The 19,767-nt window shown below is 49.4% G+C and carries 15 protein-coding genes; 3 read left to right on the top strand and 12 right to left on the bottom strand.

Annotated elements, in window-relative coordinates; genetic code table 11:
* Positions 1-21: 21 nt before the first annotated feature.
* From NZM05_06570 to NZM05_06525, 10 genes are all read right to left on the bottom strand, one after another.
* A complete protein-coding gene (locus NZM05_06570) occupies positions 22-837 on the bottom strand; it encodes a type III pantothenate kinase (GenBank protein MCS7013278.1) in 816 nt (271 codons plus the stop codon).
* Positions 803-1,579, bottom strand: a complete 777-nt coding sequence (locus NZM05_06565) for a biotin--[acetyl-CoA-carboxylase] ligase (GenBank protein ID MCS7013277.1) — start codon at positions 1,577-1,579, stop codon at positions 803-805. Before NZM05_06565 ends, NZM05_06570 begins: the two co-directional genes overlap by 35 nt.
* Positions 1,580-1,590: 11 nt before the next feature.
* Entirely contained in the window at positions 1,591-2,103 is a 513-nt protein-coding gene (locus tag NZM05_06560; protein ID MCS7013276.1) for a hypothetical protein, read from the bottom strand.
* Between the two features lie 21 nt (positions 2,104-2,124).
* Positions 2,125-3,462 (bottom strand): GWxTD domain-containing protein, encoded by a 1,338-nt coding sequence (locus NZM05_06555; GenBank protein MCS7013275.1) that lies wholly within the window; start codon positions 3,460-3,462, stop codon positions 2,125-2,127.
* 253 nt (positions 3,463-3,715) lie between these two features.
* Complete coding sequence (locus NZM05_06550; protein MCS7013274.1) at positions 3,716-4,519, bottom strand: DUF4397 domain-containing protein; 804 nt, start codon at positions 4,517-4,519, stop codon at positions 3,716-3,718.
* Positions 4,520-4,610: 91 nt separating this feature from the next.
* Positions 4,611-7,439 (bottom strand): TonB-dependent receptor, encoded by a 2,829-nt coding sequence (locus tag NZM05_06545; protein ID MCS7013273.1) that lies wholly within the window; start codon positions 7,437-7,439, stop codon positions 4,611-4,613.
* Between the two features lie 220 nt (positions 7,440-7,659).
* Entirely contained in the window at positions 7,660-8,544 is an 885-nt protein-coding gene (locus tag NZM05_06540) for an energy transducer TonB (protein MCS7013272.1), read from the bottom strand.
* Between the two features lie 16 nt (positions 8,545-8,560).
* Complete coding sequence (locus NZM05_06535) at positions 8,561-9,145, bottom strand: biopolymer transporter ExbD (protein MCS7013271.1); 585 nt, start codon at positions 9,143-9,145, stop codon at positions 8,561-8,563.
* Positions 9,146-9,160: 15 nt separating this feature from the next.
* Positions 9,161-9,730, bottom strand: a complete 570-nt coding sequence (locus NZM05_06530; GenBank protein MCS7013270.1) for a biopolymer transporter ExbD — start codon at positions 9,728-9,730, stop codon at positions 9,161-9,163.
* 23 nt (positions 9,731-9,753) lie between these two features.
* Entirely contained in the window at positions 9,754-10,509 is a 756-nt protein-coding gene (locus NZM05_06525) for a MotA/TolQ/ExbB proton channel family protein (GenBank protein MCS7013269.1), read from the bottom strand.
* 213 nt (positions 10,510-10,722) lie between these two features.
* Between NZM05_06525 and NZM05_06520 the strand changes: the two genes are divergently transcribed.
* On the top strand, positions 10,723-11,925 hold the full coding sequence (locus NZM05_06520; GenBank protein ID MCS7013268.1) for a response regulator: 1,203 nt from the start codon (positions 10,723-10,725) through the stop codon (positions 11,923-11,925).
* Positions 11,926-11,964: 39 nt separating this feature from the next.
* Positions 11,965-13,653, top strand: a complete 1,689-nt coding sequence (locus tag NZM05_06515; protein ID MCS7013267.1) for an ATP-binding protein — start codon at positions 11,965-11,967, stop codon at positions 13,651-13,653.
* 19 nt (positions 13,654-13,672) lie between these two features.
* On the opposite strand, the gene NZM05_06510 is transcribed toward NZM05_06515, so the two are convergent.
* Together NZM05_06510 and NZM05_06505 are read right to left on the bottom strand one after the other, a co-directional pair.
* Positions 13,673-14,734 (bottom strand): Gfo/Idh/MocA family oxidoreductase, encoded by a 1,062-nt coding sequence (locus NZM05_06510; GenBank protein MCS7013266.1) that lies wholly within the window; start codon positions 14,732-14,734, stop codon positions 13,673-13,675.
* A gap of 28 nt (positions 14,735-14,762) precedes the next feature.
* A complete protein-coding gene (locus NZM05_06505) occupies positions 14,763-16,343 on the bottom strand; it encodes a cryptochrome/photolyase family protein (GenBank protein MCS7013265.1) in 1,581 nt (526 codons plus the stop codon).
* Positions 16,344-16,665: 322 nt separating this feature from the next.
* On the opposite strand from NZM05_06505, the gene NZM05_06500 reads away from it, so the two are divergent.
* A complete protein-coding gene (locus NZM05_06500; protein MCS7013264.1) occupies positions 16,666-19,758 on the top strand; it encodes a TonB-dependent receptor in 3,093 nt (1,030 codons plus the stop codon).
* Positions 19,759-19,767: the final 9 nt, after the last annotated feature.

The following is a 19,767-nucleotide window of genomic DNA, read 5'->3' as shown; positions in this document are numbered from 1 at the left end:
GGCACTTTGACAAATCCAGCGTCATTGGTGAGCAGCAATGATGCGGATCCCAAATAGCACAGCATCTTGTTCAACTGCGTCAATAGCTTTCACAGCCGTAGCAAGCCGCTTTGCATCGCCACCTGTCGCAAGCACTGCAACGTTAGGTTCCTTATAGGTAAGTCGAAGGGCATCTTTAAGCCGTGCAATTAAGCCATCGGTTTGTGCTACAGTGCCCCAGAATGTGCCAGATTGTAAGCATTCAATCGTGCTGCGCCCAATTAAACGAGGCTGATATGGAAGATCGAATGTCGGTAGCTGCGCCGCACGCTGTGAGAGCGCAGTTGCAGCAGTATGCATTCCTGCCAGAATCATTCCGCCAAGATAGTCTCCATTGGCACGCAAAATGTCGTAAGTGATAGCGGTGCCGAAATCAATAGCAATGACAGCTTGCTTGGGAAAATGAAGACGAGCAAACGCCAGTAAAGCGATGCGGTCTGCACCGAGCGTCTCTGGTGTCTTGTAGCAAATCTTAAACGGCAGTTTGAGATGAGCAGAAATGTTTAGAATAGAGGTGCTGAACACCTGTTCTACCGCTGGCAACAGATGGGCGCTGGCTTGGGGCACGACTGAAGCCACGCCAATCTGGCGAATTTGACCAAACTTTGCTAATAGGTCTTGGCTCATTGGTCTGATAAGTTTCTGTGCCTGACGCGCTGAACGCAGTAAGTCGGTTGAAAGGGCTTTGTGCCAGACAATCAGCCCGCGCTGCAAGATCGCAAAGCGAGTGTGCGTATTGCCGATGTCAATTGCAAGCATTACATCAGTATCGGACGTAGCTGATGTCGGTCGGTGCATAGCAAATGCGTTGAGTGTTGGATTCAATCCAAAGGCAGCCTTGCTCATCAATAGCGACCACTTTGCCCGAAAGCTCTGCATTGGCATAGCGAAATGAAACTTCTTTGCCAATAATCTGGCATCGGGCTTTCCAACGCTCTAAAAAAAGTTCTGCTCTGCCTTGAATGAACTCGTCGTAGCGTGCATCGAGGCACTGAAGCAAGTAAGTCAGCACAGCAGCGCGGTCAAGTTCTCTTTGTGCAATCAAGCGCAAAGAAGTGGCGCGCTCGCTCAGCTCACCTTCAAAGGCAGTTTGATTGACATTGAGACCAATGCCAAGTGCAACAGTTGGCGCACGGAGACCTTGCGTGCGGGTTTCTACAAGAACCCCAGCGAGCTTTTTCCCACTAACATACACATCATTGGGATACTTGACCGTCGCTGTGCAAGTTGTGAGAAATTCTGCAGTTTCTGCAATCGCTTCCGATGCCATAATAGAAAGCAAGCCCAGCCACTTGGTCTCGCAAGCTGGGCGAAGCAGCACTGAAAAGAGCAAGTTTTCGCCCATAGGGGAGTGCCACACTTTGCCGGCACGCCCTCTGCCAGCTGTCTGAAATTCGGCAAGGATGACTGCACCTTCTGGTAAGTGCGTGGCACGAAAAATCTCGCTATTTGTGGAGTCTAATTGCTCAAAGTAGTAGAGCACTTTCCCAAGACGCCGAGTCTGGCTAAGTGCTTGCTCAATGCGGTGCGTGTTTAGCACAATTAGCGAAGTTAAATTGAGCGTTCAATCGGGCGCTTGGTTTTTTCAGAGATGCGCTGCAAAAATCGTTCAAAGTCAGGCAAGTTTTCCTTGACACTGATGGAGTCAACGCGGATAGAATCAATAAGCCCAATGATGTGGTAGCTCTTGGGTGGGTTATAGGTGAGAGGCTCGCGGTAGATGCGCTGAATGTCGCTGTAGCGCAATGCTTTACGTTTGCCGCTCCGTGTCTCATAGATGATTTCGTTTTCGCTTAGCACGATTTTGTCGCCCTCATGTCCGTGTTCGGCGTAAAACTTGGTGTTATACATCAAGGGGGCACCGAAAGCAATAGTCGTGGCAAGAATAATCAGCACGGTTTTAACTAAGCAGCCAACGTCGATACCGTATCGGAAATTGCCATATCGAAAGAAAATAGCCCACACGATGGCAAGAAACAACATTGAGAGCAGCCATGTAATCGTAGCATAGTGTTCCAACCAAAGAGAAGGTTGGGTTTGTGGATAGACAAATACTTCAGTCATGGATACTGCAAAAATGTTAGGTTACGGCAGGTCTTCTACGGCAATGCGCTCGTAGTTTCCTGTATTGTTTCGGTCTGCAAAAATAAATCGCTTTTTAATTTCGTTGTAAGTCCAAATTTCCTGCGTAGGGCGGTTAATCGGAAATTCACGCGTGATGCTGGATGGCTCGCCGTAGAGAATGTAAGTTTTGCCGCGATCTGTACGCCAGCCAAATTCACGGGGCGTGTAGAAATTGAAAAAGGCGTAATCGACACGGCGGAAGTATTCAGCCATCAGTTCATTAAACTCTGTCTCTGGTGTCGGGTCTCGCTTTTTCCAGTAGTCCAAAAACTTTTTGCGTTGCTCCTCAGCCGAGCCACTTTGCATTTCGCTTAGCTCTTCTGGCTTCAAAATGTATTCCATTAAGCGAATCGCAAGCGTGATGTCGTAGAGTCCAAAAGGAATATCAATCCAAGCATTTTCAAACTCTTTGGTGGTTTCCGTTACTTCTTTGCCAGCACGTGCTGTAAGTTTAAGCACAAAGCGCGTGTTCGCTAATTTTTCAGCCTGAAAGTCCAGTATCGCAAGGTAGCGCACCGAGCGCTCAAGGCGCGCAGCCGAAAGTGAATACTCTTGTTTCTCATCTGAATTGACATCAAGGCTGCGAACCGCAAAAATTGCCTCTTTGGGCACAGTCTTTTTTTCAATGGACTTTTCTTTCTGACCTTGCTTTTCAAAAAGCTCCCAACTTAGTTCATCAATAGGCTGGGGCGAGATAATTTCAACAAGCCCCACATAATCACGACCAAAAATGCCGTTGCCAGCTGCACCCAAGAGCTTAAAGCGCAGCGGCTCTCTTTTAAGCTCAGGGCGATAAACCATTACTACATCAGACACTTGCACGACTTTCTTAGGCTTCGGCGCAATGCTACGACGGTCAAAGCGAATCTGCTTCTGAATTTCATCGCTGTAAATCTCGGAGAAAAGCTCATACTCACCTGCCTTGAGCGTGAGGTCAAAAGTAGCCTCAACGAAAAGTGAGCGGTCTTTGGTAGTAGCAAAGCTGTCAACCACAATAAGACGCTTGGCGCTACGCCGCGCTACGGAAACTTGGCGAGAAAGTGCCTCAGTGGAGAAGTTAAGTTCTGCACTGAACTTGCCATCAGGGCGCTTCACAAAGAAAGCATTGTCATATGAAATTTTCATATGCACCACCAGTCGCATAGAGTCTGGCGAAGCAGTGGGAAACATTGCGGTCTCTAAGTAAAACTGTGGGCGACCGTAGCGCTGCACAATTTCAACATAGCGGTCTTGTGCCCAAGCACACATAGAAGCCAGCGCCCAAAGCGCAAAAAGTGTCAGAGCTGAAATTCTTGCCATCTTAGGGTGTGTTAGTCAAGTTAAGTTTTGAAAACCTAAGTTACAGAAAAATTTGGCAGTGCATAGCCCCAGAGAAGGTTGCCACTAAGAAATTAAGGGGCATCTTCTCTCTTTTGAAAGAAAAATGAAGGGTGAGGTAAACTCACCCACACACTCAGCTTGACTAATTGCACCGTGTAAGCACACCTAAGAGTAAGCCAAGTAGGAAAAGCTGTGGTGCAGTGCATTGGCTTGCGCCTTGCTTCTTTCTGGCTTAGTTGTCTCTTACGACCGTTACGCCCAAAGCATTCGTGCCTGTAACGCCCACCAGCCCACGAATGTAAATCGTGTAAATAAAGCCAGGTGTCGGAGAAGCAGAGCCTAATGCGGGACCTGGCACAGCTGCACTGAACGATGTAATCGGGGCTTGTGTCGCAGGATTTAAAAGCTGCAAAGTGCCAGAGCCAGCATTGATGAGCAGGTAGCTTGAGGCTTGTCGAAATGAGAGGTCAGAAAAAGTGCGCACGCTATCTGTGCCGCCTGTAATCACACGAAGAACGGGGCGGACAGTCGGCGCATTTGGCGAAAGATGCACAACCCGTACAAGTGAACGCCCAGGTGGAATCGTCTCAAAGGTAGGGGCAACCGAGGTATCACGATAGACCGTAAGCGTGGTGCGCGGAAAAGTATCCGTCAGAGTGACAGTGTAACGCGCCTGATTGCGCTCAGCCTGAATGGTGGTGCTGAGCGACAGCGAAGGTGGATTCGGAATAGCAAAGGTCGGCGCGCTCGTCAAAGAGACCGTAACAGGTCCGGCAGGCACATTGTAGTAGGGGCGGCTGTCCAAGTAGCGAATCGTGTCAGGAAAAGTGGCGCCTGGAGCAACGGTCGGGCGACGACCATTAATTTGCAAATTAACTGCTGGCGCGCCCGGAGAAAAGTGCAAGACGCGCACATTCGCAGTGTTCTCCAAAGGGTCAGGGCTAACGGTCGGCTTCTCACAGCCCAAGAGAGAAAGCATTAAAAGTGTGATGCAAATCAGAAAGGTGTGGCTTAGTGGTAAGCAAGTATGCTTCATATCTTTTTGTGGTTTTGTAGTTCGCAAAATGGCGCAAGTCTATGCAAAAGGATTTTATGAAGGACAAAGACTTGCGCCATACTTCCCCTCATTACAGCGCATATGAAATGCGTGAGTAGAAATGTGCACCATTGAATCCAAATGGCGAAGCGCCAGAGAAGGGCAAAATGCGACCGCTGTTGGCGTTGTTAGGAATCAAAATCGTGCGGTCGGGATAGATGTTGAAAATGTTAGTGCCTCCTACAGCGACGGTCAGCCTATCAAAGAAGCGATAGGAGAGATCAATGTCTGTAATCCAGCGCGCACCAAAGGTCTGGTCAAAGACTGTAATGTCAGGGTAAATGACATTGTTGATGGTAATGGTAGGATTAATTTCGGGTAATTGACCAAATGCAGGAGCTGCAATTTCACCGAAGCGCACTGTGCGAAGCATCAAGGCAAAATCACCATAGTTGTAGTTGAGCATCAGGTTCAAGTTGGTTTGTGGCTGACCGCGCTCAATGCGGAAGCGCTCTACACGGTCAATGAGAGTTTCGTTCAGATTGCCTAATTCAGGCGGTGTCGGTGTGTTGATGTTGATAATCTGGTTTTGTGTGTAGTTGAAACCAACTGTAAAACGAAGCACGCCATACTGACCCAAGTCCTGCACATAGCGTGCGACCACATCTACGCCTTGTGTGCGCGTATCAATCGCATTCGTAAAGAAGCGCCCGCCACCGACACCTGAAAAGCCTCGCTGTGCAAGGAAGTTGCGAATCGCATCGCCAATAAAGTTACCAGAGAGTACAATTCGGTCAGTAACGGTAATGTGGTAGTAGTCGGCGGTAAGAGAAAAATTCGGAGCGGGGTCTAAGGTTAAGCCGCCTGCGAAATTCAGCGTGCGTTCAGGCTTCAATGGCTTTGCGCCAAGCGCACGTGCCACAGGGTCATCGACGGTAAAGGTCTTGATTTCAAACGGCACACCACCGATAAAGTTCGTGGAAACCGTCGAAAACCCGATTTGCTGCATGGAGGGTGCACGGAAACCCGTGCTCACTGAGCCGCGAATCGCATAGCCTTTGAGAAACTCAAATCGGAAAGCTGCTTTACCGTTAATGGTAGAGCCAAAGTCGCTAAAGTTCTCAAAGCGACCTGCAAGGTTCAAAAGAAAAGACTCTGTGAAGTTTTGTTCTGCCTCGACATACAGGGCGACGCTATTGCGTCCAATCTGCTTGGCATCGACAGGCTGAAAGCCGGGGAAAACTTGAATGCCAGCAGCGGCTAAGCCTCCTCGTGTGCCGTTAGCACGCAGAACCAGTGTATCAGGACCCCGACCGCGCATATACGAGGCTGGCTCACCCTCGCGGATGCCATATTGGTCGTTGCGATACTCTGCGCCGAGCGAAAGATTGAGCGGAGCAGCAAGACCCCAGAAAAGCTGTGTGTGGGCATCAGCATTGACAGTAGTTTGGAAAAATGAGATTGTGCCGCAGTAGGCAGAAGTCGGAGTCGGTGCGCCAACAGGTAAGCCTAAAATTGGTGCATCTTGCGGCGAGACAATTGCGCCCAAAGAAGCATTATTGCTATTGACCACATTGAAATCAAAGTAGTTGCGTCCGTGCACGACGCCCACATTCAAGTCCCAGCTTCCCAAGCGACCTTCCAGTCCAGCCGCCGCCGACATATCGTAAATGTTGCTGCGAATCATTGGCAAAAAGCCATCGGGATGCAAGGCAACAATGTTGCCATTTGCATCTCGGGAACGCGCTACACGGTCGTCTTGCGACGGCCGGAAAAAGCCAGTGGCCTCCCCACGCCGGTAACCGAAACCGCCGAAGCTGTAGACGGCAAACGACTCAGAGATAGGCTGTGAAAGATTGAAGAAAAATGTGCCATCAAGCGTGGCGGCATCGCCAAAGCGATGGTTAATGCGGTTGATGGTATTCTCGCGTGGGTCAGGGTTACCATTTACAAGTGAAAAAAGCTGTCGTTCATCGCGCCCTGAGCGGTTAGTAAAGCCACGGTCGCGCAGCTCGCCACTAAGGTTAAGAAAACCGTTTTCGCTCAGGCGAAAACTATGTGAAAAATCAGCCTGCAAAACGCGTCCATCGCCCTCAAGATTTTGCCCAAACTGTGCAGAGACATTAGACGGCGCGTCCTTTTTCAAAATAATGTTAATAACGCCTGAGATGGCATCAGAGCCATATTGTGCCGCAGCGCCGTCACGCAAAATCTCAATGCGCTCTATGGCACTGGCAGGAATCGCATTCAGATCTACAGCTGCCGCACCACGTCCAATTGAGCCGTTAACATTAACCAGCGCGGAGGTATGACGGCGCTTGCCGTTTAGAAGCACCAGCACTTGGTCAGGCCCCATTCCGCGCAGTGTGGCAGGACGCACATGGTCAGTGCCATCAGTAATTGAGGGACGCGGGAAGTTGTAAGACGGGACAAGAAACTGTAGGATTTGGTTTGTCTCTACTTGCCCCATCTGACGAATTTCTTTGGCCGTAATGATGTCAATCGGAGCAGGTGATTCGGTCACCGTGCGGTCGCTGCGGCGTGTGCCTGTAACGACCAGTTCTTGCGCTTGCACGAAGGTCTCGACCAGCACAAAGTCTTTCACGACGGTTTCGCCAGCACCGACTTTGACTTTTGCGATCTGTGGGGCATAGCCGATGCTGGAGACGCGCAAGGTATATTCGCCCGGCGGCACGCGAAAACTGTATCGCCCATCTGTCTGCGACACGGTGCCGAGCTTGGAGTCCACGACTTGAATGCGCACAAAAGGCAAAGGCTCACCAAACTTTGCATCTGTAACCTTGCCTGAAATGGTGCCATATTCCTGAGCAAAAACTGGGTATGAGAAAGAGCAGATCGAAAAGCCTAAGAAGGTGACTGCGATGGCAAAACGCCAACCGTGCGTAAAGACTTTCAGCATAGTCAAACAGTCGTTTTGCGTTTTGTTGAAAGAGTTACTTTGCCGGCAAAACTAAAAAAATGTAGCAAACGTTCAAGCACTCGCAAAAAGCATTGATGCGGTTGGTTCAACGCTAAGCCAAGTCCCATATTGCATTTGAAGAAAGCAAGTAGGTTAAAAGCGAAGAAAAAAGGTAGGCTTACAACTTAGCCTACCTTCTTGTCTCAAAGGCAGTCGAAACTTACTTCGAGCTTAGGGTGAACTTGATGGGCACAGTCAGCCAGCACTTGACAGGTTTGCCGTTCTGAATAGCAGGCGAGTAACTCGATTGCATCACCGACGCAATCGCCGCTTCATCAAAGATATCTGTGCCCGGATTTTTGAGAATTTGTGCCTTTTGTGGCTTGCCGTCTTTATCAATGAGCACGCGCAAGACCACACGGCCTTCAATGCCTGCTTTACGGGCAATTTCAGGATAGACTGGTTTTACCTGATTGATAAATTGTGGCTCCTTTTCGACAGCAACAAAGTCTGGTGGATCGGCGTTGTCGTCGACGGCAACCGCTGGCCCAGAAGGCGCGGCAGGAGCAACTAAGCGAACAGCCTCGGAAAAGCCAGTCGAATCTTCGCCCGTGATAGCGTTTTTCTCAATAGCTTCTTTGAGCTTGTTTTGGTCAGCAATGGTGCGCTTAGGTGGCGCCTCTTCATCTTTGACTTTTTTGATTTCGCCAATGTCAGGTGCTTGCGGCGGCTTAATAGCGGCAGGTGGTGGTGGCGGTGGCGCTTTCTCGTCCATTGGCGGCGGCGGCTGCAGATTGGCGATGTCGATTTTCTGCACAACTACGGGGACGTTCTCCTCCTCATCACCTTTGAGCAAGTTGTGAATAATCCCCCAAGCAATGTAGGTGAAAAGCAAACCTGCGACAAATCCAATAGAGGTGAAGACACCGCGCGCAAGATACTTGTGCGACTCTTTCCGCAAAATGAGGTTGCCGTAGTTGATGTTGCGGAAGCGCTCAGTATCAAGGTAGTCAAGCTTGATGAACCCACTATCGTTGTGGTGACCATTGCTGTATTCAGTATTAGAAGCGGCTGTCTTCGTCTCTTTTTCCAGAATCTCGCTCATTATGTGTATCCTCCTTTCAGGGTTGATTGGCTGGGGCAGCCCCCGCTTGAGTGCCCGACACTTTTTCAATTTCTGCGGCATCTTGCTCCGTGTAGTCCGCAATACTGAAACGCCGATACTGCAAAATGTTGAGTTCATCTAAAACATCTACAAGATTGCGATACTGCGCCTTCTTATCAAACTTCAAGACAATAGCCATCACATCTTCACCAACACGCTGGCGAATTTTCTCACTCTCGGTTTTCAAGATATTGCGAAACTCATTGCTAATGGTAGGCTTTTCGCCGCTTTTGTCATATAGCTCAAACGGTTTCGGTTCATCGAAGCCGATGTTCCAGTAGGCTTTGTCGCCCTCCGTAACCCGGATGGTGAGCACATTCGACTCAGCGACCTTTACTTCACTCATATCTTTGGAAGGCAAGTTCACCTCCATCGTGTTTGGCTTGGCAAAGGTCGTCGTGAGCATAAAGAAGGTAAGAAGCAAGAAAGCGACATCGACCATTGGCGTCATATCCAGTGTAAAGCCAAGACGCTTTCGCTTCTTTTTCTTGCCTTTTTTGCGAGTACTCTGTGATTCTGGTGCCGCAATTCCACCACCCATATTTGTCTCTCTCCTTTAATTTTTAGGTTTTGGTAGAGCTTCAAGACTGGTGATGAGGTTAAAGGTCGGCATATTGGTTTTTCTGAAAATATCCATCGTGAGCTTTACATACTGATAATCGGTCGTTACATCGGCTTTAATAACGGGGCGAAGACGCGGCTCGGCTAAACGTGCTTGGATAATCATTGTCTCTAAGTTGGTCGCAAGCCGTGCCATATCGCTTCCATCGCCGATGAAAAAGCCCTCAGCCAGTCGAAACTTACGCGCCGAGTCCTCAACGGCTGCGGCGCCCATACCTGCTTCGCCCAAACGCTTTGCAATGTAGTTGTTAAAAATGCGGTCACGGGTCGGCTGTGCATCGACGCCCAAGTAGACATCGCCTTTAGCGCCAATCGTAACCGTCAAAATGTCGCGGTCAGGCAACTTGCGTTCTGCCGTCGCATTGGGCAAGTTAATCGGTGTCAGTTCTGGCGGACGAAACTGCGTGGTGAGCATAAAGAAGGTAAGAAGCAAGAAAGCGACATCGACCATTGGCGTCATATCTTGCTTAATACCAGTTCTTGTTGTCTTTTTGACCTTTGCCATACCCAGTGCTGTCAGTTAAGAGTTCAGGCAACTGACTTTTCTTCACGCGTAGAGAGCGTCTCGACAATGTAAAAGGCTGATTCGTCAATCTGGTATGAGAAGCTGTCAACCTGACTGGTGAAGACGTTATATGCTACAATCGCAGCAATGCCGCCAAAAATGCCGCCAGCTGTGTTGAAGAGCGCTTCTGAAATACCAAGCGAAAGCTGGACCGCATCGGGCGCGCCGCCTGTGGCAAGTGCCGTAAAGGCACGAATCATGCCAATCGTCGTGCCAAGCAGTCCGACCATCGTGGAAATTGAGGCAATTGTAGAGAGGGCAACAAGGTTCTTTTCGAGAAGAGGCATTTCGACTGCAGTTGCATCCTCAATTGCCTTTTGCATTTCAGTGCGGCGTTTCTCTGGGTCAGTAACCTTGCGTGCCACCAGCGACTTATACTTGTCTAAACCAGCGCGAATCACAGCAGCCAGTGAGCTTTGATGAGCATCACACTTAGCAATTGCGCCATCAATGCGTCCTGCTTCAATTTCTTCCTTCACCTCGCGAATAAAGTCAGCCATTGAGCCTTTGCCCTTTGCTTTGTTAAGCGCAATTGTGCGTTCAATCACATATGCGAAAATCATAATGATGAAGGCAATCAAGACAGAGACCAGCGGTCCGCCTTCAAAAATGGCGTGGAAGATTGTACCCTTCGGTTGTGCACCGAACCAGATGTAGATAGCAATGCCTACGGCAAGCGCCAGTGTAAGCAATACAATTGTGAACGTGCCCTGCTTCATAGCGTTTGAAGTTCGTTAAAAGATTTTCGTTGAAATGATTGTGTAACCAATAGGAGCAGCTGAGACTGCTTGTTGCTCTGTTGTTCTGGCAAGTATACAAAAAAACAAAATTTCAAAAAACGATTTAAAGTTTTTTAACGAGCTCGAGAGAACGCATAATTTGTGTAACTTCTGAGGTCAAAAGCCTCACCGAAAACTAAATGTGGCAAAAGTATGAAACCGCAAATCTTGTTTGTTGATGATGAACCACAAGTGCTGGAAGCACTGGCGCAACTATTCGACATGCGCTATGAAGTGCACACCGCCTTAGGAGGTGAGGCTGCAATTGCGGCACTAGAGCGCTTGCCCAATTTAGCCGTCATTGTCAGCGATCAACGAATGCCGGGCATAAAAGGCACAGAGGTGCTGGCAGCGGCAGCAGAGCGCGTGCCAAATGCCACACGCATTTTGCTGACAGGCTTTGCTGATGCCGATGCTGTAGTCGACTCAGTGAATCTGGGGTCCGTGTTTCGCTACATTAGAAAACCTTGGAAGGCAAAAGAGCTGGAAGATGTAATTGAGATGGCAGTAGCAGCACACCGAAACGCTGTGGCACAGCAACAGGCACTGCTCGAGCAGAAAGGACAGCAGGAAAAAACTGAGCCAGCAGAAACGAAGAAAACAGAACGACTGACTCAAGATCTTCGAGCATCGCTGGCAGCGCTAAGCAAGCTTTCGCAAAAAGCCGTGCCGCCTGCTACCAAATCTGATATCGCACTGGACACACAGGATTTCGGCATTCACCTAACCGAAGAATCACTCTCTCGCTTAGAGCAGCAGCAAAAGGATGAGGCGGCGTTTTTTGATCGCCTCAGTGAAGCAGCACAGCGTAGCGGCTACGAAAATGCCTTTCGTGGCAAAAGCGGCAAGCCCAAGATACTTGTGGTAGATGACGAAGCGGCAGTGCATACTGCGCTAACAGAGTTGCTTGCAGATGACTACGATGTCATAAGTGCCACAAGTGCAAATGAGGCAATTGACCTTCTGAAACGAGATGCCTTTGTAGCGCTGCTTATCACCGACCAGAGAATGCCGGGCAAAACAGGGGCAGACCTGCTGATTGAGTCACGCAAGTATGCGCCACTAGTGCCAAAAATCTTGATTACAGCCTACACCGATGTGGAGGACATCATTCGCCTAATTAACGAGGGACAAATTTACCGCTACATTCAAAAGCCTTGGAATGCAGAGCGACTGAAGGCACTAATCAGCGAAGCTGTAGAAATGTATATGCTGCAAATTTCGCTTTCAATGAAAGAAAAGAGTAGTGCACCAGTTGAGCCACAAAGTGAGCTCAAAGCGCAGAAAAAAAGTGCAGTCCCATCGCTGGAAGCATTGCAGGCACTTCAAAATTTGCGCAGCAAGCAAGCGAAGTGAGGTCAGAGCCATCACGCAATGCCTTAACCGATAATGAATATGCAACTCGATACGCTGAGAAAATCCGACACGCAAAGCGAGGAACGATACCGTTTGATGTTGGAGCACTCGCCTGTGATGATCTATGAGTTTCTCGTAACGCGCGAGATGGAGTTCTACTTTTGCTACGTCAATCCAGCTTGCGAAACCTTGCTGGCTATGCCTGCGGCAGAGTTGCTGGCTCATCCAGAGCGGCTCTTTGAGCTAATGTTGCGCTCAAGTCAGATGAGATTCTTCAGCGCCGTCAAAGAAGCCGTCAGCAAGCGCACAAACTTTGTGTTTGAAGATTGGCTTTTCTTCCCAAATGGCGCGCAAAAGTTTGTCCAGTGGACTGCAAAGCCACGTCAGCTTGCCGATGGCGGCACGCTCTTTAGCGGCGCAGCGATTGACTCGACAGAAAGAAAAAAACTGGAAGAATCGCTGGCTGCAAACCGCCAGCAGCTACATAATATCGTAAGCAACGTGGTCGGAATGGTCTATTTGGGTCAGAACGACAAGTCTAGAGCAATGGAGTTTGTCAATGAAGGCTGTATGAAGCTGACGGGCTACTCGGCCGAAGAGTTTATGAGCAACAAGGTCAGTTTAGGCGAAGAAGTGATTCACCCTGACGATCGAGACCGGGTTTGGTATGAAATTCAGCAGGCTGTCGAGTTGCGAGAGCCGTTCCAAGTCGAGTATCGCTTGGTTACAAAGCTGGGCGAAACCAAATGGGCGCTGGAGTATGGACGAGCGCTCTTTGACGAGAATGACTTACCAATGGTGCTAGTCGGATTCATCACCGATATCTCAGAACGAAAACGCTTGGAGGCAGAGCTGGCGGCAAAACTCAAAGAGATTCAAGAAACACAAGCGCATCTGATTCAGTCCGAAAAAATGAGCTCGCTTGGGCAAATGGTAGCAGGAATTGCGCACGAGCTAAACACACCAATCGGCTATGTAAGTAACAATGTCGAAATTGCCCAGCGTCGCTTCAAAGAATTAGCAAGGCTCTATGCCAGCGCCTTGCAAGCGCTCGAGGCACTCAACCGTGGAGAAATTGAGCAAGCCGTAAAGGAATTTCAAGCGATTAGCGATTCCAACCTTTCAACGCCAGAAGCCTTGCAGGAAATTGTAGTGCGCACAGAACGGCTTTTTAGTGGAATGACCACAGGCTTAGAGCAGATGGCTGCATTGGTGAAAGGAATGCGAAACTTCGCACGACTCGATGAAGCAGAAATGAAAAAAGCCGACCTCAACGAAGGCATAAAGAGTTGCTTGCTAATTATCGGACATCAATTCAAAGAACAAAACATTCGGCTCACTACTGAGTATGGCAACATTCCAATGGTCGACTGTTACCCAGCGCAGCTTAATCAAGTGTTCCTGAACCTTATTCAGAACGCAGTGCATGCCGTAGAACAAAGTCCAAAGCCACATATTCACATTTCAACTTCATTTCAAGATGGTTATGTAGTCGTAAAAGTGCAAGACAATGGCACAGGCATTCCAAGAGCCATTCAAGCAAAAATTTTTGACCCCTTCTTCACCACAAAGCCAGTTGGCAAAGGAACAGGGCTTGGACTGTCCATCTGCTACAGCATTGTAAAGAAGCATAATGGCGAGCTGTATTTTGAGACTGAAGAAGGGAAAGGCACAAGTTTTTTTGTCAAGATTCCAGCCGTAGACTTTCTCCCACCCACGAAGTTCTAACAGTAAGTGTCTGTCTCTCCTAAGGCGTAGAGGAATGTGCACGTAGGCGGCGAAGGTGATCTTCAATTCGTGTGGTAATGCGAGTAGCAATATCCAATGCACGACGTGCTTCAGATGAACGCACGCAAATTGGTCGGTCGTAGAGCACTGCATCAATAAAACTTTGCTGCTCGGCTTTGAGAGCATTGATTTTGGGCACATCAGGGCTGATGAAATCAATCACACGGCCATTTAGCACACCTTCAAGGTCGCCAAAAAGCGAAAGCACCTTTTGCGTCGCAAATTCTTTGAGCGAGGGGGTTCGCAAAGGTGGGGCATCCAGCAAGCGGAAAATTTCTGACTTACCCGTCATCAAATCAAGCGTAGCATAGCTCTGCGGATTGCGACAAAAGAAGCGCATCTTGCGCACACGTGTGCGGCTAATGCGACTGGCGGTAACGGTGGCTGTCGCACCGTTTTCAAACTCCAAGCGTGCGTTTGCAATATCCAGCTCATTTGAAAAGACTTCCACGCCAGTAGCTGAAATATGCATAATGTCAGAAGGCACCAGAGAGAGAATAAGGTCAATGTCATGAATCATCAAGTCCAAGACTACAGAGACATCTGTGGCGCGTCGGGAAAAGCTGGAGAGCCGCTCCGCCGTAATGAAGACGGGCTCGCCGATGTATTGCGACACAGCCACAAAAGCAGGGTTGAACCGTTCCACATGCCCAACTTGAATCTTTACGCCAGTCTCTTTCTCAAGCCTAAGAAGTTGATCAGCTTCTTCGAGCGTGGCGGTCATTGGCTTTTCAATCAAGAGATGCACGCCGCAGCGCATAAGCGCCGAAGCAACTTCAAAGTGGGCAGAGGTCGTGGTAGCAACAATTGCGGCATCAACGCTCTGGGCACATTCGGCCAGAGAGGCGAAGGCGCGGGTGCCAAATCGTCTTGCAATCTCAGCGGAGCGGGCAGGATTCTTGTCATAGACGCCGACAAACACCACGTCTTTGCGCTCCGAAGAAAGCTCAGAGAGCAATTTGGCGTGCACTTCACCCAGTTTGCCAACGCCTACAATACCCAAACGAAGAGGTTTTTGCATACTAAGCTACATGGCGTGAAAAAATACACTACGTGTAGTAAGAGTTGCCGGGCAGTGAAGCCAGAAAAGCTTCGGCAGACTCACGAATTGCGGCTTTTTCCGCCGCAGATTTTCTATCTAGTGTGCCGTAAATCATACCAATGCGTGGGTTTGGACGCAGTTTGGCTTCGTGCCTCATCAAAAAGTCCCAATAAAGGTAGTTGAACGGACAAGCGTTTGGACCAACTTTGTCCTTTACACGGTAAATGCATGATTTGCAGTAATCACTCATCTTTTCAATGTAAGCGCCACTGGAGCAATAAGGCTTGGTGGCCACAAAGCCGCCGTCTGCAAATTGCGACATTCCCATCACATTTGGCGTAACCACCCAGTCATATGCATCGACATAAAGCTCCCAGAACCATTGATTGAGTTGCTTTGGGCAAACGCCTGCCAGCAGGGCAAAATTACCGAGTATCATCAAACGCTCAATGTGGTGTGTGTAGCCATACTTTAGCACCTTCTTGATGACCTGAGAAAGACAATTGAGCGGAGTGTCGCCAGTCCAATAAAACTGGGGCAGGGGGCGAGTATGGTGAAAGTAGTTTTCTTCGTGGTAATCGGTCTTGGACATTTTAAGCCAGTAGCAGCCATAGATGAACTCACGCCAACCGATAATTTGACGCACAAAGCCTTCAACCGAGTTGAGGGGTGCAAAACCAGCTTCAAATGCGGTTACTGCTTTTTCGACGCACTGCATCGGGCTGAGCAAACCGATGTTGAGAAGAGGCGAAAGAACAGAGTGAAAGAGCACGGGTTCAGATTGAATCATTGTGTCTTCAAACTCGCCGAAATACCTTAGGCGGTGCGTAATGAAGTCATCAAGAAATCGCTCAGCATCTTTGCGTGTAGTGGGTAAAGCAAAATGCGATAGAGAGCCAATGTGGTTTGGGAAAAAAGTCTCTACCATGTCTTGGACTTCTCGGTCAATTGTGTCAAAGGAAGGTTGCCAAAGTGGAGGCACGCAAAGGCGAGCAGCGTAGAAATCTCTTGCTGTGTGACGATTGGCTTTGTCGAAGTTCCACTGCCCACCAATTGGCTTACCATTCTCCATTAACACACGTAGCTTTCGGCGCATCTTGCGGTAGTAATTTTCCATCACAAGGTGCGACTCACCTTGATACTCCGCAATGAACTCGGTGCGTGAGGTAAGAAACATCGTGTTCGGCATGAGGCGAACTGGTATGCCAAGCAATGCAGGCAATGTTTCCGCAAAGCGCACGGTCGCAATTTCGTGTGGTTCCATGACCAGCAGTTCGCAAATACCGTGCTCCGAGACCAGTGCTTGCAAGCCCGATAGAAAATTGTAGCGGCAAGGTAGTTCATAGTAAAAAACAGTATAGCCCAGCGCACGCAGTTCATCACGGAAGTGCCGCATCGCTGAAAAGCAAAGCAGAAGTTTAGCTTTGTGATGATTCATGGCGGTGGCATGCTCGAGTGATTCAATCATTACTACCACATCTTGGTGCTTATCGAGAGCGAGCAAAGCAGCGTTTTGCAGCGAAAGCTGGTCACCTAAAATCCACGCTGCACGGCGAAAAAAAGTATGGGTTGAGCGTGAAGTTTGCATAGAAGGAAGTTTGGCAGGAATAACAAGCGGTAGCTTGAAATTCGTTTTGCTGTGCTCCCAGCTACTAGTAGGCCGTATGCAAGAAAAACGCTGTGATGGCAACGCAAAATTTGCAACTGGGAGAGATTTGTTTTAACTTTCGAAAGTAAAACTTAACGAAAAAAACCTTGCGCAGGTTGCAAATTCAAGGTGTAAGTTGCTCTGCGCAAAGGCTAGCTGTAACCTAAAACCAAGACAATGAGAAGCGGGGAAACAAGGAGTGCGTAGTGCGGTATCGGCACTCTGGAAACCCGTTGCTGTGACAATGAGAAAGGGGAACTCTATGAAGTCAAGCAGTGTAGTCCCACACGCCTTCCCTACCTTGTGTTACCTTTTGCTGCATATTTTGCTTTGTGCACCGACGCTGCTTGCGAGCGAAAGTCCACTGCCACGAGAGCGGTCAGAGTGCGGCAAGTGGCTCGGCACAACAGGGAAGATTGCTGGCAGAGTGGTCGATGCAGAGACCAATGAGCCACTAATTGGAGCCACTGTAGTGGTAGAAGGCACAAAACTGGGTGGCAAAACCAACATTGACGGTGACTATGTCATTCTCAATGTGCCGCCCGGCACCTACACGCTACGTTGTTCATATGTGGGCTACCAAACTGCAACGCTGCGCAACGTCAAGGTTAGTGTGGATATGACGACCCGAGCAGACTTCAAGCTGCGCATTGAGAGCGTGCAGGCACAAGAGGTAGTCATCACGGCTGAACGCCCACTGGTGGTCAAAGATATGACCGCAACTCGTGCCGCCGTCGGAAATGAGGAAATTCTTGCGCTTCCGATTCAGAACCCTGCGCAGGTGCTGGAGATTCAAGCTGGTGTAGTGGGGGGGACCTTCCGCGGCGGACGGCGCGGGGAAGCAGCCTACATTGTCGACGGCTTTATGGTCAATGACGTCTATGACGGTAATCAGGGGCGTGGTATCAACAATTTAGGCGTCGAGTCACAGGCGATTCAAGAGCTGGAACTGCTCACAGGCGGATACAATGCCGAGTACGGTCAAGCAATGTCCGCCATCATCAACATCGTAACCAAAGAAGGGGGCACGAACTACGAAGGCAACCTACAAACCTTCTTCGGTGGGTACCTTACGCCGCGCACCGATTTGTTCCAAAATGTCAATAACATTCGCACAGTAGGCTCTCGCGATATTCAAGGCAGTTTCAGCGGGCCGATTCCGATTGCAGATGCACAGAAAGACTTGCTCACATTCTTTGTCAATGCACGATACTTCGAAGACGAGGGACGCTTCTATGGGCAGCGCATCTTTAACCCGGGTGATATTTTGCCTGCAAGCATTTTCACGGGCAATCGAATCGGTGGTTACATTGGTACGGCACGAAGCGTGCAGGAACGAGACCGACTGGTTGCCGATTACCAACGCCAAAATCCTGACGCACGAGACTTTTTCTTCTATCCTGTTGACCCCAGTGATCCGCCACGAAACGATGCGGAAATTGCGACCAAAGGCATTAGGGTCTATCGCGTGCTAAGTCAAGCGACAGACAATTTCCGACAGTTCGCAACGGGCAACGGAGAGTTTGTGCCAATGAACCCCTATCGAAAGTTTGCTGGGCTGGGCAAGCTTACCTTCCGACCCGGACTATCCAAAATCAGTGCGCAGTTTCAATTCTCTGATGAGCGCTTCCGAGAGTTTGACTTTGACTGGCAGTTCATTCCAGACGGGGTCAGCAATAATTTTCGCCGCTCTTACACCGGGATTGTGAATCTTACGCAGCCCATTTCCGCTGCAACCTACTTCACACTGGGCGCATCGCTGCTCCATGTGAGCGTGAAGAACTACCTCTACGAAGACCCACTGGATAAACGCTATCTCAATTGGGGCATCAATGGGCTGACACCTGCTGGAGCGTATCGTCCTGGACAAGCGGATTTCGGGCAGGAATTTCTCGTAACGGGTGCACAAACAGGGTATTTCGACCGCTCTACAACCACGATTAACATCAAGGGCGATATTGCCTCGCAGGTCAACACGGAAAATCTGGTCAAAGCAGGCTTCGATATCAAGTTTCATCGCTTGCTCTTGGAAAGTGCCAGTCTATTTCTTGATGAAAGCTCTTTGCAAACAGGGGTGATTCGGCTGCGGCGCGCTGAACTGGGGGAAGCAGGCTACGAGTTTTATGACCGCCGACCGATTGAGTTTGCTGCTTACATTCAAGATAAGTTTGAAATCAACCGCTTCATTGTCAACTTTGGGCTGCGCTTAGATGTGTTCTACCCCGATGGCATCGTGCCCAAAGATCCGTCGGACCCAAGTCCATATGACCCGCTCCGTCCTGAAAACTTACCCCGTGATGCAAATGGCAATGTAGTGCCGAACATCCGAGAAAATCTGCCGATTTATGTGCGCAACGGTCAGGAATTGCTCAGTCGCAACTATGAGCGCGCAAGTCTTAAGTGGCAGCTTAGCCCACGCTTGGGGGTAGCCTTTACGATTGCCGAGACCAGCGTGCTGCGCTTTTTCTTCGGGCAAGTCTTTCAAATCCCAAACTTCGAGTTTCTTTATCGCAATCCCTTCTTTCGACGAGACCCTGCTGCCAGTGTCAGCGGTCCATTTGGCAATGCTGACCTGAAACCGCAACGCACTATCAAGGGCGAACTGGGCTTACAGCAACAGTTTGGAGAAGACATCTCCGTCGATGTGGCACTGTATTTTAACGACATTCGCGACCTTAACGGCAGCGCATTCATTAGAGAGTATTTTGACAGAGGCGCCTACACACAATTTGTAAACACCGATTATGCCTTGACGCGAGGTCTAACGATTCGCATCGATAAGCGCTTCTCTCAGCTCTTCAACTTCGGCGTGGATTACACCTTCCAAGTGGCTCAAGGTAATGCATCCGATCCAGCCGCTGCAGCCTTTGCACTGGCTGCAAATGCGCCATTGCCAACGACACTGGTGCCGCTGGACTGGAATCAAACGCACACTTTAAACTTGACAGGCAATTTTGATATTGACGGCTGGATGCTAAGTGCAATTGCACGCTTTGGCAGCGGATTCCCCTACACGCCTGACCTCAATGCGCCGTTCCCAATTCTTGTGCGTGGCAGCCGAGGTGAAATTGTAACCAACTCGCTGACACGGCCGGCAACTTTCACGTTAGATGTGCGCGCACAAAAAACCTTCACACTCGACAAGAGTAAGCTGAGCCTCTATGTGCAGGTCTACAACCTTCTGGATTTTAGCAACCAGTCAGGAAACTATCCTTTTGCGTTGCTGACGCCAGACCTCATTTTCCAAAATACGCGTGTGCGCTCAAGCGTCAATACACCAGAAGAATATCAGCGGCGACCACAACTCTTTGCACCACCGCGTCAGGTGCTGGTGGGTGTAAGTTTTGCTCTGTAACACCTAACC

The sequence above is a fragment of the Chloroherpetonaceae bacterium genome (assembly GCA_025056565.1).
In the GTDB taxonomy this organism is placed as follows: domain Bacteria; phylum Bacteroidota; class Chlorobiia; order Chlorobiales; family Thermochlorobacteraceae; genus Thermochlorobacter.
The sequence above is the reverse complement of the archived record's forward strand: the minus strand, read 5'-3'. Positions and strand labels throughout refer to the sequence as shown.

What these genes read in the sequence shown, in the direction of transcription:
- NZM05_06570 (MCS7013278.1), bottom strand. Translation starts at nt 837, where the DNA reads ATGCACCGACCGACATCAGCTACGTCCGATACTGATGTAATGCTTGCA.
- NZM05_06560 (MCS7013276.1), bottom strand. Translation starts at nt 2,103, where the DNA reads ATGACTGAAGTATTTGTCTATCCACAAACCCAACCTTCTCTTTGGTTG.
- NZM05_06555 (MCS7013275.1), bottom strand. Translation starts at nt 3,462, where the DNA reads ATGGCAAGAATTTCAGCTCTGACACTTTTTGCGCTTTGGGCGCTGGCT.
- NZM05_06550 (MCS7013274.1), bottom strand. Translation starts at nt 4,519, where the DNA reads ATGAAGCATACTTGCTTACCACTAAGCCACACCTTTCTGATTTGCATC.
- NZM05_06545 (MCS7013273.1), bottom strand. Translation starts at nt 7,439, where the DNA reads ATGCTGAAAGTCTTTACGCACGGTTGGCGTTTTGCCATCGCAGTCACC.
- NZM05_06540 (MCS7013272.1), bottom strand. Translation starts at nt 8,544, where the DNA reads ATGAGCGAGATTCTGGAAAAAGAGACGAAGACAGCCGCTTCTAATACT.
- NZM05_06535 (MCS7013271.1), bottom strand. Translation starts at nt 9,145, where the DNA reads ATGGGTGGTGGAATTGCGGCACCAGAATCACAGAGTACTCGCAAAAAA.
- NZM05_06530 (MCS7013270.1), bottom strand. Translation starts at nt 9,730, where the DNA reads ATGGCAAAGGTCAAAAAGACAACAAGAACTGGTATTAAGCAAGATATG.
- NZM05_06525 (MCS7013269.1), bottom strand. Translation starts at nt 10,509, where the DNA reads ATGAAGCAGGGCACGTTCACAATTGTATTGCTTACACTGGCGCTTGCC.
- NZM05_06520 (MCS7013268.1), top strand. Translation starts at nt 10,723, where the DNA reads ATGAAACCGCAAATCTTGTTTGTTGATGATGAACCACAAGTGCTGGAA.
- NZM05_06515 (MCS7013267.1), top strand. Translation starts at nt 11,965, where the DNA reads ATGCAACTCGATACGCTGAGAAAATCCGACACGCAAAGCGAGGAACGA.
- NZM05_06510 (MCS7013266.1), bottom strand. Translation starts at nt 14,734, where the DNA reads ATGCAAAAACCTCTTCGTTTGGGTATTGTAGGCGTTGGCAAACTGGGT.
- NZM05_06505 (MCS7013265.1), bottom strand. Translation starts at nt 16,343, where the DNA reads ATGCAAACTTCACGCTCAACCCATACTTTTTTTCGCCGTGCAGCGTGG.
- NZM05_06500 (MCS7013264.1), top strand. Translation starts at nt 16,666, where the DNA reads ATGAAGTCAAGCAGTGTAGTCCCACACGCCTTCCCTACCTTGTGTTAC.